General features: G+C 63.3%; 12 protein-coding genes. 8 read left to right on the top strand and 4 right to left on the bottom strand.

The annotated features are described in order from the left end of the window. The first annotated feature begins 68 nt into the window (after positions 1-68). Positions 69-1,127: a LacI family DNA-binding transcriptional regulator gene (locus LPA37_RS09190; RefSeq protein ID WP_229012356.1), complete on the top strand. Its 1,059-nt coding sequence runs from the start codon at positions 69-71 to the stop codon at positions 1,125-1,127. 15 nt (positions 1,128-1,142) lie between these two features. Here the strand turns inward: LPA37_RS09190 and LPA37_RS09185 are convergent, their stop codons facing one another. After that, a complete protein-coding gene (locus LPA37_RS09185; protein WP_228983683.1) occupies positions 1,143-1,409 on the bottom strand; it encodes a hypothetical protein in 267 nt (88 codons plus the stop codon). Between the two features lie 54 nt (positions 1,410-1,463). Between LPA37_RS09185 and cynR the strand changes: the two genes are divergently transcribed. Next, a complete protein-coding gene (gene cynR / locus LPA37_RS09180; RefSeq protein ID WP_228983680.1) occupies positions 1,464-2,375 on the top strand; it encodes a transcriptional regulator CynR in 912 nt (303 codons plus the stop codon). Between the two features lie 36 nt (positions 2,376-2,411). On the opposite strand, the gene LPA37_RS09175 is transcribed toward cynR, so the two are convergent. After that, a complete protein-coding gene (locus LPA37_RS09175; RefSeq protein ID WP_229012355.1) occupies positions 2,412-3,035 on the bottom strand; it encodes an ABC transporter ATP-binding protein in 624 nt (207 codons plus the stop codon). Positions 3,036-3,308: 273 nt separating this feature from the next. Here LPA37_RS09175 and LPA37_RS09170 point away from each other — a divergent pair, with 273 nt between their 5' ends. Then, positions 3,309-3,620, top strand: coding sequence for a hypothetical protein (locus LPA37_RS09170; protein ID WP_229012354.1), 312 nt, complete (start codon positions 3,309-3,311; stop codon positions 3,618-3,620). 221 nt (positions 3,621-3,841) lie between these two features. Beyond that, entirely contained in the window at positions 3,842-4,378 is a 537-nt protein-coding gene (locus tag LPA37_RS09165; protein WP_228983674.1) for a carboxymuconolactone decarboxylase family protein, read from the top strand. Positions 4,379-4,414: 36 nt separating this feature from the next. Here LPA37_RS09165 and LPA37_RS09160 read toward each other — a convergent pair whose 3' ends face one another. Then, complete coding sequence (locus LPA37_RS09160) at positions 4,415-5,845, bottom strand: cytochrome P450 (RefSeq protein ID WP_228983673.1); 1,431 nt, start codon at positions 5,843-5,845, stop codon at positions 4,415-4,417. 315 nt (positions 5,846-6,160) lie between these two features. Here LPA37_RS09160 and phaP point away from each other — a divergent pair, with 315 nt between their 5' ends. Continuing rightward, positions 6,161-6,571: a phasin family protein gene (phaP, locus tag LPA37_RS09155; protein ID WP_229012353.1), complete on the top strand. Its 411-nt coding sequence runs from the start codon at positions 6,161-6,163 to the stop codon at positions 6,569-6,571. 82 nt (positions 6,572-6,653) lie between these two features. Here the strand turns inward: phaP and LPA37_RS09150 are convergent, their stop codons facing one another. Continuing rightward, a complete protein-coding gene (locus LPA37_RS09150) occupies positions 6,654-7,724 on the bottom strand; it encodes a zinc-binding metallopeptidase family protein (protein ID WP_229012352.1) in 1,071 nt (356 codons plus the stop codon). Positions 7,725-8,013: 289 nt separating this feature from the next. Between LPA37_RS09150 and LPA37_RS09145 the strand changes: the two genes are divergently transcribed. The 3 genes from LPA37_RS09145 to LPA37_RS09135 are packed head-to-tail and all read left to right on the top strand — an operon-like array spanning position 8,014 to position 15,007. Beyond that, the gene (locus LPA37_RS09145) at positions 8,014-11,508 is read left to right on the top strand and encodes a transglutaminase family protein (protein ID WP_229012351.1); all 3,495 of its coding nucleotides are present in this window, start codon (positions 8,014-8,016) and stop codon (positions 11,506-11,508) included. 26 nt (positions 11,509-11,534) lie between these two features. Beyond that, entirely contained in the window at positions 11,535-14,120 is a 2,586-nt protein-coding gene (locus tag LPA37_RS09140; RefSeq protein ID WP_229012350.1) for a circularly permuted type 2 ATP-grasp protein, read from the top strand. Then, the gene (locus LPA37_RS09135) at positions 14,117-15,007 is read left to right on the top strand and encodes a transglutaminase family protein (protein WP_229012349.1); all 891 of its coding nucleotides are present in this window, start codon (positions 14,117-14,119) and stop codon (positions 15,005-15,007) included. Before LPA37_RS09140 ends, LPA37_RS09135 begins: the two co-directional genes overlap by 4 nt. Positions 15,008-15,119: the final 112 nt, after the last annotated feature.

Below are 15,119 nucleotides of genomic sequence, written 5' to 3'. Positions count from 1 at the left end.
CGGCGTCCATCGCTGTCAAACTCACAAAATGATGGTTTTTGATGGTTTCTGAGGATCATTCAACGCCTATGTCAGACGCGTCATCGAGTCCGCTTGTCAACGCGCGCGCGCGAATTGCCGATATCGCGGGGGCCGCCGGCGTGTCGACGGCAACCGTCGATCGCGTGTTGAATGGCCGCGACGGTGTGCGCCCCGTGACGGCGCAACGCGTGCTTCAAGCGGCCGCGAATGCGGGTTACCTGATCGAGACGGACAAGCCCGCCAGCGAGGCTGCCAAGCCGATGCGCATCGTGTTCCTGATGCCGGCCGGGACGAATCCCTATCTGCGGATGCTGGGCGACTACATTGAATTTGCGCAGGCACAATGGGCGGCTCAGGGCATGAAGTGCCGGGTGCATTACGTCGAAAGCTTCAACCCGGCGGAGCTCGCCCATCGTCTTCTGTACTATGGGCCGCGCGCGGACGGCGTGGTGTTCATGGCGCTGGAACATCCGCTCGTGCGCGATGCCGTCGATACGCTTGCTGCGCAAGGCGTGCCCGCTATCACGATGATTTCGGATCTGTCGAACGCTCGCAGGCTGGCTTATGTCGGTATCGATAACCGGTCGGCGGGACGTACCGCTGCACTGTTGCTTGGCCGGTTTTTAGGGCCGCGTCCGAGCGGCAAGATCGCCATGCTGGCGGGTAGTCTGAATTACCGCGGGCATGAGGAGCGGGAGATCGGCTTCCTTCACCTGATTGAATCTTTGTTTCCGAACGTACGCGTGCTGGGACTCAGGGAAGGGCATGACGACAGCGAGCGCAATTACGATCAGACGCGCAATCTGCTCGCGCAGCATCCCGATCTGGCGGGAATCTACAACAGCGGTGGCGGCTCTGAGGGCGTGGCGAGGGCGATCGTGGAAGCCCGGCCCGAGCAGAAGATTCTGTTCATCGGACACGGGCTGACGCCCGATACGCGCGCACTTTTAATCGATGGAACCATGGACGCGCTTATTACCCAGACGCCTCAGGCGATCGTTGGCAACTGTCTCAGGATTTTCAATAACGTGCGCGAAGGACGCGACACCGCGAACGGCGTCAAGCCCATTCATTTCAGTATCGTGCTGCGCGAGAATTTGCCCTAGCGGATCGTGGTTTGCCTACCGGGCGTCGCCAACGTGCCGCGTCGACACGACCGTCTGACCGGTTTGACGTTGGCTCGACCACGGCGTCGCTTCTCCGTCGTCTTCGCCGAGATACGCGTAGCGACCGTGGCGCGCACTTTTCAACATGACGTCATCAGAAAGAAGCTGTGCAATCAGATACGTTGTCATCGCGCCAAAAGACAGCGCGGTAATCAAGGCGACGATAAGTAGTTGCATACGAAATCCCATTGGTTTTGGCTCATTGTGGTCGTACGCGCCCATAGAGTCCAAGTCCGGTTTAGAATCACGTCAATAAGTAAAACTTATAGGACGCGCGTGATACTCCGTCATATCCGCTATCTGCTTGCGGTCGCCGAACATCGCAATTTCACGCGCGCTGCCGACAGCCTGCATATTTCGCAGCCCGCGCTGTCGCAGCAGATACGCCAGCTGGAGAGCGAGATCGGCGGCCAGCTGTTTGATCGCAGTGGCCGCGTGGTTCAACTGACCGACTTCGGAAGCGCCTACATCGAATTCGCGCGCCGCGCACTGCTGGACCTCGAAGCCGGGCAGCGTGCGTTGCACGACGTGCGCGATCTGTCGCGAGGCCATTTGCGGCTCGCGTTCACGCCAACGTTCACTGAATATCTGGTGACGCCCGTGATCGAGCGTTTTCATGCGTCGTATCCAGGTATCACGATCGAGATGGCGGAAATGTCGCAGGAGGCCATCGAAGGCGGTTTGAGCGATGACCGCATCGATCTGGCGATCGGATTTACGGACATCCGCTCGGACGATATCGAATCGGAAGCGCTGTTCCAGGAGCAGATAACGCTGGTCGTGAGCAACGATCATCCCGTCGCGCAACAACGTTCGCCCATTACAGGCCGAAAGCTTGCGACACTTCCGCTGGCGTTGCTCAGCGGACAGTTCGTGTCGCGCTTTTTCGTCGACAGCTACTTCGAGTCGCACGGATTCAAACCGAACGTCGTGATGCAGGCGAATTCGATCAGTGCGTTATTGAAGATCGTACGCAGAGGCAAGGTCGCGACGCTTCTGCCCGGCGCGCTTCAATATGAGCATCGCGATCTGAAATACGTGACGATCGAGCCGAAATTTCCCTCGCGAACCGTGGCGCTGCTTCGGCGCAAAGGCGCTTACCAGACCGCGACCGCCACCGCCTTTTCCGCCACGCTCAAGGCGTTGCTTGAGACGGGCGCCCTGTCTTCGCTAACCACGGCGAGCTGAGTTCATCGATCTGCTCACGCTTTCGCGTGGCCGGCCTCAGGCGTTCTTCCCAAGTGCCGCGAAGCTGATCGTTCTTGCTTCGCAGGCACGGGAAAAATCCACGTCGTAACTTGAGAAGAAAACCGTGCGGCTTTGCGACAGCGTCTTGAAGAGATCGATCAGCACAGCACGCGCGGCGGCATCGAGTCCTCCGACGGGCTCATCCGCGATGACGACTTTTACGTCGCCCAAAGCGGCCGCCGTCAGGAACATTTTCTTCCGCGTGCCAAACGACATCTGCTCGAAGCGCTTGTCGAGATGTGTCGTCAGGCCAAAGCGACCGGCGAGTTCGAGTGCGTGGACGGTGAGCGCCGTCTTGCGCGTCGAAGCAATGCCCTCAAGCCAGGCGTGCCCGGTTTGATCCGGATACGTCATGCAGTCTTCGGGGATACAGGCGATTGCGGATCTCGCCTCGACGGGTGAGTCGCGCATGGAATGGCCGCCGATCCAGACTTCGCCCCTGTCGGCCTGGATCGTGCCGGCGAGGATGCCCAGTAACGTCGACTTGCCACTACCGCTTTCATCATCCAGCGCGATGCATCCTGAGCCGGCGCTGAAATGCAGCCCCTGAAAGAGGATGCGCTCATCGTAGCGCTTGCAGAGGTTTTCGAATCGAAGCATGAGTTGCGATGTCTGTCAGACGGAAATTTGCGGTGCGCGACTGACGTCCGTTGCGATTCGCACTGGAGCGGCGCGTGTTTTTTGTGGCGGGCCGTATCCGCGTGAGTGTAACAGTCGCGCGAATGCAATCCTGATTCTCCGGCACCACGCCCGAAGGCGTGGTGCGCAGCACACTGGCTGAACCCGCTGAAGCCGATGAGCGCGCAGCGCAGTCTGTTCCGCTAGAATGGGCCGACCCTTAATCAGTCGTTCGTTCTGGACATCCCCAACGTCATGTTGCTGCTCATCAAGCTGGCCCTTGCATCCTTTCTACTCATCGGTCTGGTGTGTTTTCTGTGTGTGCTTCCGTTCAGGTTGATGCGACATGTCAAGGCTCTGGGCGCTCGCGATGCCCAAACCCCCGTATGGATCACATTGATCGATTTCGCCGGCACGCTGGTGCTGTTGTGGGGCATCGGTCACGGTCTCTTCGAGTGGAGAATGACCGATGCGTTCGACCCCCGGCATCGACTTTTCATTGTTCTTTCAGGCGCGTTACTGATTGCGCTGGCGTCGTGGCTCAAGGCGCGACGACGCGTGAAATGAAGCGCGCAAGCCGGCGCGGCCCGCTCCTCGACGGGCGACGCCGCGCCGGTTTTTTCGATCCAGCCGAAATGACGGGGTCAATTCAATTTTGAGTGGTGTGAGACGATTGAGCATGAAATTGATGTGTTGAAGCATTAGTAAACTCACTTCATCTGCCTAAACTGACTCCCATGCCATACGACATGGCTAGCAGATGAAACCCAACACTCAAGGAGTCGATCATGTCCCGTCTTTCCACTCTCAACCCCGCCGAAGCAACCGGTGCTACCGCCGACCTGTTCGCTGCCATCAGGAAGGCCGCCGGCAAGGTGCCGAACGCGTACGCCACGATCGGTACGCATAGCCCCGAAGGTCTTGGCGCGATGCTTGCTGTCGACGCTGTCATCTCGCATGGCAGCCTCGAAAAGGCCGACATCGAAACCATCAAGCTCGCTGTCAGCGAAGTAGCGGGTTGTGATTACTGTATTGCCGCGCACACCCTGATGGGCAAGTTTGCAGGGCTTTCGCAGGAAGCGATGAAGCAGGTCCGTGCCGGCGATGCAACCGGCGACGCAAGGCGCGACGCGCTGGTGCGCTTCGTTCGCACGCTGGTGGATACGCGCGGCACGGTGCCGGCCGCTGAACTCGACGCCGTGCGCGACGCAGGCTACAGCGAGCGCCAGGTCATCGAAATCTGTCTGGCTGTCGCATCGATCACCTTCACGAACCTCGTGAACCGCGTGAACGACACGACGCTCGATTTCCCGGCCGTCGCATAACGGCGTAACGGCGTAACGGCACAACGGTCGCAGCCGTCAAGGCCGCACGGCGAGCCTCACTGGCATCGAACTGGGCACCATCGTGAACGCGGAGATTTCCTCGATGGTGTCCGGGTCGACCGCGAGGTCGACCGTGAAATTCGCCATCAGCATCGACAGCACGAGCCGCATTTCGACGCTGGCTAGATGCCGTCCGGGACACACACGCGGCCCCGCGCCAAACTGCAGATACGCGCGCATTTCATGCGCGCCGTGCGCGGCATCGCGCTGACGCAGCCAGCGATCCGGGTCGAACTTCAGCGGCTCGGCGAAATTGCGTGCATCGAGCATCGCGGGCCGGTTCAGAAAGAAGTGTTTGCTACCCGCTGGCAGCGACACATCCTGCAGGCACACGTCTTCCAGCGGCTCGAACGAATTGATCGCGGCCACGGGTTTCAGGCGGCTTGCCTCGGTACATACCGCTTCGAACAGATCCAGCGACTTCAACGCGCCGTAGTCCGGACAGATGGGCGATGCGCCCAGCGCCGCGCGGGCTTCACCGGCCATGCGCTGTTGCAGCGGCTTGTCGTCGGCGAGGTAAAGCAGCGCCCATGCAATCGAATTGGCGGTGGTGTCTTCGCCCGCGAGCAGCAACGTGAGTACGTTGGCGGCGACCTGGTCGTCGGTGATGCCGGAGTCGGGCTGGTCGCGCATCATCAGCATCGCTTCGAGCAGATGCCGCGGCGTTTCCGACGGGTCGTCGCGCATATGGGCGCGCGCGCGTTCCATCATCTGACGGACATAGCGATGCACCTCGACCAGTGCGCGGTCCACGCGCCGGTCGCGCGGCAGGCGTATGTAACGCCAGTACGGAAAGGGCGCGTTGATGCGCGTCATCAGCATCGGGAAGATCAGCGCGAGGTGCTCCTGGATCACGCCGCGGTTTTTTTCGATCGTATGCGGGTCTTCGCCGAACGCGAGCGCGCTTGTCACGTCCACCGTGTAGCGCTTCAGGTCTTCCGTCATCTCGACGACGCTGCCCTGCTCAGCCGCGCGTGCCCAGCGCACGCGCAGGCGTTCGGTGATCGCGGCCAGCGTCGGGTAGAACGCCTTGATATGCGGAATCGACAGCGCCTGCATGACGAGCCGCCGTTGCGGCTCCCATGCGGCGCCTTCGGCGGAAAAAAGGCCATTGCAGCCGATTTCCTCCAGCACCGATTCGAGCGTCGCATACCGGCGATAGCGGTGCGGCCGCTCGCGCATGATGGTCTGGCAAAGCTCGGTATCGGTCCAGACGGTAACGGGCATTCCGGCTATCTGGAATCTGAACGGCGTGCCAAACTCTTCGGCCCAGCGCTCCAGGATCAGATGGAGCTTCGCAGGCGCGAGCTGATGCAGGTTGCCGATCAACGGCAGGCCCTTCGGGCAAGGCAGATCGGCGATCTGCCGCATGCGGGTCGTGTGACCCGTCGCTGCATCCACATCCATGTTGTAGCCCTCTCATGGCGGCGCCTGCGTATCGGGCGCATCGCTCCAGTTAAAGAGAATAGAACATTGAACCACGATTGCCGATGGTCTTCGGAACACCGCGTGCCGGCGCGCGGCGAACGTGTGCTGGCGCAATGCAGGCAGAAAGCGCATGATCCCAGGACGTGGCCGCGGACATATCGCCGTTACCCGGCAGGTACAGCGATATCGAAGTGGCGCGCCATGTCATGTCAAAGGTCGGCCGTTATGCGCGGGCGGGTCGGTTCAATGTCCGCGCACCGGCTGTATGTTCACACGTCCTGGGAGGGATCCAGCATGGAAAAATTCGACGCCGCCAATCCGTTTGGCGAATTCACCAAAATGCTCGAGCAGTTCAAGCTGCCCGGCTTCGATGTGCCCGCCATCATGGAAGCGCGGCGCAAGGACGTCGAGGCGCTCGTCGCAGCCAACCAGACAGCGTTTCAGGGCATGCAGTCGCTCGCGCAGAAGCAGGGCGAAATGCTGCGCACGACGCTGGGCGAATTGCAGGCGCTGGCTTCCGCGGGCGGTGCCGCATCGCCGCAGTCAGCCGAACTTGTGCAGCAGACGCTGCATAAGGCGCTCGCGAACATGCAGCAGCTTGCGCAGGCCGCCTATCAGTCGCAGGCGGAGTCGTATGCGGTAATCCAGAAGCGTGTCGAGGAAAACGTCGAGGAACTCAGGACGTTGATGCAACAGAAGAAGTAATCGCGCGCATCCGTCATCGCGCGGGTCACACGGAGAAAGGCCGCGACAGTCTGACTGTCGCGGCCTTTCTTGCATGTACCGCTTACGACGCGTGGTTAGCCACGTGCGATGCAATCACGCGATGCACAAAGCGCAGTTTGTCGATGACGGGCGTCGCCAGCGCGAACGGATAGCCGTCCGCCACGCCCACACTCCGGTTCAGGCTGTTCAGCACGTTCGTCAGCGGAAACCAGCGCTTCACGAGGTTATCGAAGCTTGCATCCTCGACGGGCGTGGTGTCCTTGAGTGTCGGTTCGTCGGGGCTGTCGGGCAGCAGCGCAAGGCCGTACGAAGCGGCCGTATCCAGCGCATCGACGATCAGCAGATAGTGCCCCCACGTCTCGGACCAGTCCTCCCATGGATGCATGGTGGCGTACGCGCTGATATACGCGTTGCTCCAGTCGGCGGGCGGCCCGTTCCGATAGTAGGCGCCGAGCGCTTCGCCGTAGTCGGCCCGCTCGTCGCCGAACAGTCCGCGATATGGTTCGACCCATCGGGTGCCTTCGATCAGGCGATCGAAGAAGTAATGCCCGCTCTCATGCCGGAAATGCCCAAGCAGCGTGCGATACGGCTCGCCCATCGCACTGCGCACGCGCTCGCGATGGGCGTCGTCGGCTTCGGCGATATTCAGCGTGATCAGGCCGTTGTCGTGGCCCGTCATGACCCGCTTGCCGTCGCCGCCATCTTCGAGAAATTCGAACGCGAGGCCATGATCAGGGTTGCTTTGCCGCGATTCGACCGTGAGCCCCAGTGACGCCAGCGTGTACAGCAGCCGCCGCTTGGCGGTTTCGAGGCGAAACCAGTACAGCCGGTTGTCCGGCGCGCTCAGGTCGGGAATGGTATGGGTCAGCTGGCAGGCGGCGCACAGCGTATCGGGGGAACCGGCCGGGATCATCCAGTTGCAGACTTTCTCGACCGCGAAGTTGTGGCACTGGCGGTATAACGTGCGCCCGGCGCGCGGATGCAGGCTGCGCCACTGGCCGTTGCCGGCATCCTCGAAGGCGCTGATTTCGGTCAGTTCGGGCACGTAACCGAGCAACGCGTTGCAGCGCTCGCACAGCACGTTCTCGAAGAACACGAACTGCGAGCATCGGTTGCAATGAAAGGTTTTCATATGCTTTTACGGCAGAGGAATGGAAGACGGAGCGGTAAACCAGAACGCGCCATTCGACGCAATCTCCGTGCCGCGACGTGTCGCCGAACATTTCTTTCTCACGCATTATGTGCATGATGGGGCATGAGCGCTGCGCTGCTTTGGTGCGTAACGTGCAAATGCGCCGGCCGTAATGTCCGGATTCGTCCGGGCAAGCCGTCTCGCCTCGACCGGCGTGCCGAGGACGTCTCACAACAAACGGCATGAAGCTTGCTTTTTGCGGCTGCCATCCTTTGCGCAGGAGTCCGGTGTGTCCATACGTGTCGCGTTGACCCATGTCACACATTACCGTTACGACCGTCCGGTCGCGCTTTCGCCGCAGGTCGTGCGCCTGCGTCCGGCGCCACACTGCCGGACGCCCATCCTGTCATATTCAATGCGCGTCGAGCCAGAGGAGCACTTCACGAACTGGCAGCAGGACGCGTTCGCCAACTATCAGGCCCGGCTCGTTTTCCCCGAGAAAACGCGCGAGTTCAAGGTCACGGTCGATCTCGTCGCGGAAATGGCCGTCTATAACCCGTTCGATTTCTTCCTCGAACCCGCCGCCGGGAAGTTTCCCTTCGAATACGATCCGGGCCTCGCGCTCGAACTCGCGCCGTATCGCGTCAAGCGCGAGCCGACGCCGCGTTTCGCTGAATTCGTCGCGAGCATCGACCGCACGCCGCGTGCGACCGCCGATTTCCTCGTCGAACTGAACCAGCGTCTTCAGCACGACATCCGCTATCTGATCCGGATGGAGCCGGGCGTTCAGACACCCGAGGAAACGCTCGTCAACGCGTCGGGCTCGTGTCGCGATTCGGGCTGGCTGCTGGTGGAAACGCTGCGTCAACTGGGTCTCGCCGCGCGCTTCGTGTCCGGCTACCTGCTGCAGCTCGCACCCGATACGAAAGCGCTCGAAGGCCCGAGCGGCACGGAAGTCGACTTCACCGACCTGCACGCTTGGTGCGAGGTGTTCCTGCCGGGCGCCGGCTGGATCGGGCTCGATCCGACCTCCGGACTGCTGGCGGGCGAAGGCCATATTCCGGTGGCGTGCACGCCGGAGCCGGGAAGTGCCGCGCCGATCTCGGGCGCGGTCGACAAATCCGAAGTGGAGTTCGAGCACACGATGTCGATTCAGCGCGTGCTGGAAACGCCGCGCGTGACGAAGCCTTATACGGAAGAAGTGTGGTCCGACGTGCTGGAGATGGGCGCGCAGGTCGACCGTCAGCTCGCCGACATGGACGTGCGCCTGACGATGGGCGGCGAGCCGACCTTTGTCGCCGTACGCGATCGCGACGCCGCCGAATGGAACACCGACGCACTCGGCCCGACCAAGCGCGGTTATGCAGTCGCGCTGATGGACAGGCTGCGCACGCGCTACGGCGCGAACGGCTTTCTGCACATCGGGCAGGGCAAGTGGTATCCGGGCGAGCAGCTGCCGCGCTGGGCGATGTCGCTCTACTGGCGCGCGGACGGCGAGGCGTGCTGGCATGATCCGTCGCGCTTCGCCGATGAGCGCGACCCCGGCCGCTACACAGCGGAAGACGCAGCGCGCTTCATCCATCATCTCGCCAGCAAGCTTTCGCTCGATACGGACACAATCCAGCCGGGCTTTGAGGACACCTGGTACTACCTGTGGCGCGAGCGCCGTCTGCCGGTCAACGTCGATCCGTTCGAATCGAAACTCGACGACGAACTTGAACGTGTCCGTCTGCGTCGCGTGTTCGATGCCGGGCTGTCGAGCGTGACAGGCTATGTGCTGCCGCTCGCGCGCGCGAGCCACACGCCGTTGAACGGACCGAAGTGGGTGAGCGGCCCGTGGTTCTTCCGCGACGAGCGCATGTATCTGATCCCCGGCGATTCGCCGATGGGCTACCGGCTGCCGCTCGAATCGCTGCCGTGGGTTTCGTCGAACGACTACCCGTGGCAGCACACGCACGATCCGTTTGCGCCGCCCGCGCCGCTGCGCCCGGCCGCGCAGTTGCGGATGCAGTACGAGGCAGGCTCGACGTTCAGGCCTGCAACGTCCGCCACGGCGGCCGCAGCCGTCGCATTCGGCGCGGACAACGGCGCTTCGCCGGGCAGCGCCGCCAGCGGGCCCGCGGGTCTGCGCGACAGCGACACGGCCGGCTGGGCCCGCGACGCGGCGCGCATGCCGGAGCGTGGCGAATCCGCGAGTTGGATTTCGCGCACGGCGCTGTGCGTCGAGGCGCGTGATCCGGCGCGCGCAGCCGGGCCGAAAGTGGAGGCGGAAAAGTTCGGCAGCGGCCGCAAGCTGCTGCACGTTTTCATGCCGCCGCTCACCGCGCTCGACGACTATCTCGACCTGCTCGCCGCAGTCGAGGCCACGGCGGCTGAATTACAGATGAAGGTGATCATCGAAGGCTACCCGCCGCCGCGTGACGCGCGTCTGAAGATGCTGCAGGTGACACCCGATCCGGGCGTGATCGAAGTGAACATCCATCCGGCGTCGAACTGGGAGCAACTGGTCGATCACACCGAATACCTGTATCAGTCCGCGCACGAAACCTGGCTGTCGAGCGAGAAATTCATGCTCGACGGCCGCCATACCGGCACCGGCGGCGGCAATCATCTCGTGCTGGGCGGCGCGACGCCCGCCGACAGTCCGTTCCTGCGGCGCCCCGATCTGCTGGCAAGCCTGATTGCGTACTGGCACAACCATCCTTCGCTGTCGTATCTGTTTTCCGGCCTCTTTATCGGGCCGACGAGCCAGGCGCCGCGCGTCGACGAAGCGCGCAACGACCAGGTGTATGAACTCGAACTGGCATTTCTCGAACTGCAACGCCAGATCGACCGGCTTGGTGGCCGCGACGGCTGGCAATTGCCGTCGTGGCTTGTCGACCGTGCGCTGCGCAATATCCTGATCGACGTGACCGGCAACACGCACCGTTCCGAGTTCTGTATCGACAAGCTGTATTCGCCCGATGGTCCGACAGGGCGCCTCGGCCTGCTGGAACTGCGCGGCTTCGAAATGCCGCCGCACGCGCGCATGAGCCTCGTGCAGCAGTTGCTGCTGCGCGCGCTCGTCGCGCGCTTCTGGGACAAGCCGTACACGACGCGCCTCACGCGCTGGGGCACCGAACTGCACGACCGCTATCTGCTCGGCACGTTCGTGCAGATGGATTTCGACGATGTGATAGCGGACCTCAACGCGGCTGGCTTTGCGTTCGATACGACGTGGTTCGCGCCGCATTTCGAGTTCCGCTTCCCGCTGGTGGGCGAAATCACGACAAACGGCATTGCGCTGACGATACGCAGCGCGCTGGAGCCGTGGCACGTGATGGGCGAAGAAGGCTCGCCCGGCGGCACCGTACGTTACGTCGATTCGTCGGTGGAGCGGATCGAGGTGCGCGCGCTCGGACTCAACGAAAACCGTCACGTGATCACGGTGAACGGCGTGCCGTTGCCGATGCAGCCGACCGGCCGCGCCAGCGAGCAGGTGGCCGGCGTGCGCTTTCGCGCGTGGTCGCAGCCGTCGGCGCTGCATCCGACGATCGGCGTCGATGCGCCGCTCACATTCGACATCGTCGATACGTGGACGGGGCGCTCGATCGGCGGTTGCCAGTATCATGTCGCTCATCCGGGTGGACGCAATTACCAGACGTTCCCGGTGAACGCGTACGAAGCCGAGAGCCGGCGGCGCGCGCGCTTCTTCACGATCGGCCACACGCCTGGGCCGCTTTCGGTCGAAGCGCCGCAGCGCAGCCTGGAATTTCCCTTCACGCTGGATCTACGCTACTGGTGACCTGAAAAACAACACGCGACACGATCTTGGCTTTTCAATCGACTTTTCCCTTCGAGCCGAACGCGGGTCTCGCCGACGCGCTCGCGCTCCTGCGCGCGCTGCCCGTTCGCGACGGACACTGGGACGAGATGCACGACGCGTCGGGTGCGCTGCGCGAGCCGTGGCGACGGTTTTTCGAGCTGCTTGGCGAAGATGGCGTCGCGGATCTCGATCAGGATGCCGCTTCAGTCGCCCAGCAGATCCGCGACAACGACATCAGCTACAACGTGTATGCCGACAACGGCGAGTCGCGTCCGTGGTCGCTGGACCTGCTGCCGTTCCTGATCGCCGAAGACGAATGGACTGAAATCGAGCGCGGCGTGATGCAGCGCGCGCATCTGCTGAACGCGATCGTGGCGGACGTCTATGGTCAACAGACGTTGTTGCAGCGCGGCCTGCTGCCACCCGCGCTGGTGTTCGGCCATCCGGGGTATCTGCGGGCGGTGAAGGATTACGTGCCGCCTGGCGGGCAGTATCTGCAGTTCGTCGCGATCGACCTCGCGCGCGCGCCCAACGGCGGCTGGACCGTGATGGCACATCGCACCGAAGCGCCGTCCGGCCTCGGCTACGCGCTCGAAAACCGGATGATCGTGTCGGGTCTCTTCACCGATCCGTTTCGGGCAATGCGCGTGAGCCGTCTCGCGCCGTCGTTCTCGCAACTCGTCGGCACGCTCGCGCAACTGGCCCGTGCGACCATGAGCGGCGCGCGGGACGAAGCGCCGCATATCGCGCTGCTCACGCCCGGGCCGTATAGCGAAACCTACTTCGAGCACACGTTCCTCGCGCGCTATCTCGGCGTGACGCTGGTCGAGGGCAAGGACCTCACGGTGCGCGACGACATGCTGTATCTGAAGACGCTTGCGGGGCTGGAGCGCGTGCACGTCGTGCTGCGCCGCCTCGACGACGCGTTCTGCGACCCGGTCGAGCTGCGTGCCGATTCGACAATCGGCGTACCCGGCCTGCTTCAGGTGATGCGCGCGGGCAACGTGGTGGTCTCGAACGTGCCCGGCGCGGGTGTCGCGGAGTCGCCTGCATTGCACGGCTTCATGGCGGGCATCGCGCACGCGCTGCTCGACGAGGAACTCGTGTTGCCCGACGTGCCGACGTGGTGGTGTGGCGAAGACGCCGCGCGTGCGAACGCATTCGCGCGGCAGGATTCGGCGTTTCTCGTACCGACGTGGCCCGAATCGCAGCGCGACGGCGCGCCCGGCATGGCGCCCGGCGCGCAGTGCCTCGACGCCTGGCGCGAGCGCATCGAAACGATGCCGGACGCGTTCACGGTCCAGCAGCCGTTGCCGTATTCCTGCACGCCGCGTTATGAAGGCGGCACGATCGGCAACCGGCCCTCGGTGCTGCGCCTCTTCGCGATCGCCGATTTCAACGGCGGCTGGCACGTGATGCCAGGCGGCTTCACGCGCCTCGCGGCTGAACGGCAAAGCACGGTATCGATGCAGTTCGGCGGCAGCAGCGTCGATACCTGGGTGCTGTCGAGCCAGCCGCTCTCGACGTTTTCGCTGCTGCCTTCGCCGCTCAAACCCGGCGACCTCGCGCGCAGGCATCGCACCGTTTCCAGCCGCGCGGCGGAGAACCTGTTCTGGTCCGGCCGCTACGGCGAGCGCGCCGAAAACAACGTACGCCTCCTGCGCCTGATTCTCGGCTCGCTGGAAAACAGCGACAGCGACGCGATGTTCTCGACGCTCGTCGAACTGGCGTTGCAGAACGGCCTCGCGCCGCAGGTCGACATGCTCGGGCAGCAATCGCCACAGACGTTCGAGCGCACGCTGGTCGCGAACCTGAACGAGCACACGGGGGCGGCCAGCATCGGCCAGAACCTGGCCTCGCAGGCGCGCGCGAGCGGCGAGATTCGCGGCCGTCTTTCGAGCGATCACTGGCGCACGATCGTGGCGGCGCGCAACGATTTCCGCGATGCGCTGATCATGCTGACACCTTCGGCACCTGCGCCTGCGCGGCACGATCGTTACGACCGCGTCACGCTGATCAACGCGCTGGAACATCTGTCGACGCAACTCTGTGCGATCAGCGGCGCGCAGGGCGACCGGATGACGCGCGACGAAGCTTGGCGCCTGTTGTTCGTCGGGCGCCATATCGAGCGCGTGTCGGCGATGACCGCATATCTGCGCGTCGTCGCCGAAGGTCGCCAGCTTGCGACGCCGGCCGGCTTCGATCTGCTGCTGCAGCTCTTCGACAGCACGCTGACGTATCGCTCGCTTTATCCGGGCCGCTTCGAAGTGCCCGCGCTGCTCGATCTGCTGGTGGTCGAGCCAACCAATCCGCGCGGGCTGTACGGCGTCTACGAACGCCTGTGCCGCAAGCTCGACGAGATCACCGTCGCCGCCGGCAGTTCGCGCCACGCGACGTTTGCCGGCCTGATGCGTCCCGTCGAATCCTTGCCGTCTCTCGAACGCCTGTGCGCAACCGATGCGGACGGCGGCTATACCGAACTCATCGAAGTGTGCAACGAACTGAACGCGCTGGTCGCGCTCGCGGCCAATGAAATCAGCGCGCGTTATTTCAGCCACGCGAATACGCTCGCATTGCGGGTGTCGTCATGACGGCCGCGCATACCGTGCTGTCGGTGTCGCACCGCACAACGTATCGCTATTCGACGTTCGTCGAAACGGCGCAGCATCTGGCGACCATCCGGCCGCTCGCGTGCGCATGGCAGCGCGTGGTGAACCACACCGAACGCATCGAGCCGACGCCTTCGTATGCGCATAGCCGCATCGATGCGTTCGGTAACGACGTACTCTATTTCGCACTCGATACTCCGCACGAACGCCTGCAACTCGTGAGCGAAACGACGGTGCAGCTGACACCGCGCTGGACGTCGCTCGATCCGCAATCGACGCCTGCGTGGGACGCGGTGGCCGACGCGCTGCGCTATAGCATCGGCGGGACGTTCAGGCCGGAGACGGAGTTCTGCTTCGCTTCGCCGAATATCGTGCTGCGCCCCGCGTTGCGCGAATACGCACTGTGGAGTTTTCCGCCGGGCAGGCCGGTCGCGGCGGGCGCGGTCGATCTGATGCATCGCATTCACGCGGATTTCGAGTACAAGCCGTCGGCGACGATGTTCGATACGCCCGCCGAACGCGCGTTCGAATTGAAGCGCGGCGTGTGCCAGGACTTCGCGCAGGTGATGATCGGTTGTCTGCGCTCACTGGGGTTGCCCGCGCGTTACGTCAGCGGTTATCTGCGCAACGATCCGCCTCCCGGGCAGGCGCGGCTGATCGGCGCGGACGCGTCGCACGCATGGGTGTCGGTCTATTGCCCGGGTAGCGGCTGGATCGATCTCGACCCGACTAACGACGTGCTCGCCGACACCGATCACGTGACGCTCGCAACGGGCCGCGATTACAGCGACGTATCGCTGCTGCGCGGCATGATTCTTGGCGGCGGCGCGCACCGCGTCGAGGTGGGCGTGAGCGTACTCGCGCTTTGAGCGCGCGCGAACGCACCTGCGCGCGCCCCGGCAAGCCATTCAGTCTCGCGAATCCGCCGATGCCGACTGCGCGCGGTCATCCGTCATCCAGCAAAAAAATTTGACAGTGTGC

Origin of the sequence: Paraburkholderia gardini (genome assembly GCF_907164545.1) — a bacterium.
GTDB classification, from domain to species: domain Bacteria; phylum Pseudomonadota; class Gammaproteobacteria; order Burkholderiales; family Burkholderiaceae; genus Paraburkholderia; species Paraburkholderia gardini.
The sequence above is the reverse complement of the archived record's forward strand: the minus strand, read 5'-3'. Positions and strand labels throughout refer to the sequence as shown.

Bases quoted from the DNA above. Each gene is read 5' to 3' on its own strand.
- LPA37_RS09190 (WP_229012356.1), top strand. From the start codon at position 69: ATGTCAGACGCGTCATCGAGTCCGCTTGTCAACGCGCGCGCGCGAATT.
- LPA37_RS09185 (WP_228983683.1), bottom strand. From the start codon at position 1,409: ATGGGCGCGTACGACCACAATGAGCCAAAACCAATGGGATTTCGTATG.
- LPA37_RS09175 (WP_229012355.1), bottom strand. From the start codon at position 3,035: ATGCTTCGATTCGAAAACCTCTGCAAGCGCTACGATGAGCGCATCCTC.
- LPA37_RS09170 (WP_229012354.1), top strand. From the start codon at position 3,309: ATGTTGCTGCTCATCAAGCTGGCCCTTGCATCCTTTCTACTCATCGGT.
- LPA37_RS09165 (WP_228983674.1), top strand. From the start codon at position 3,842: ATGTCCCGTCTTTCCACTCTCAACCCCGCCGAAGCAACCGGTGCTACC.
- LPA37_RS09160 (WP_228983673.1), bottom strand. From the start codon at position 5,845: ATGGATGTGGATGCAGCGACGGGTCACACGACCCGCATGCGGCAGATC.
- phaP (WP_229012353.1), top strand. From the start codon at position 6,161: ATGGAAAAATTCGACGCCGCCAATCCGTTTGGCGAATTCACCAAAATG.
- LPA37_RS09150 (WP_229012352.1), bottom strand. From the start codon at position 7,724: ATGAAAACCTTTCATTGCAACCGATGCTCGCAGTTCGTGTTCTTCGAG.
- LPA37_RS09135 (WP_229012349.1), top strand. From the start codon at position 14,117: ATGACGGCCGCGCATACCGTGCTGTCGGTGTCGCACCGCACAACGTAT.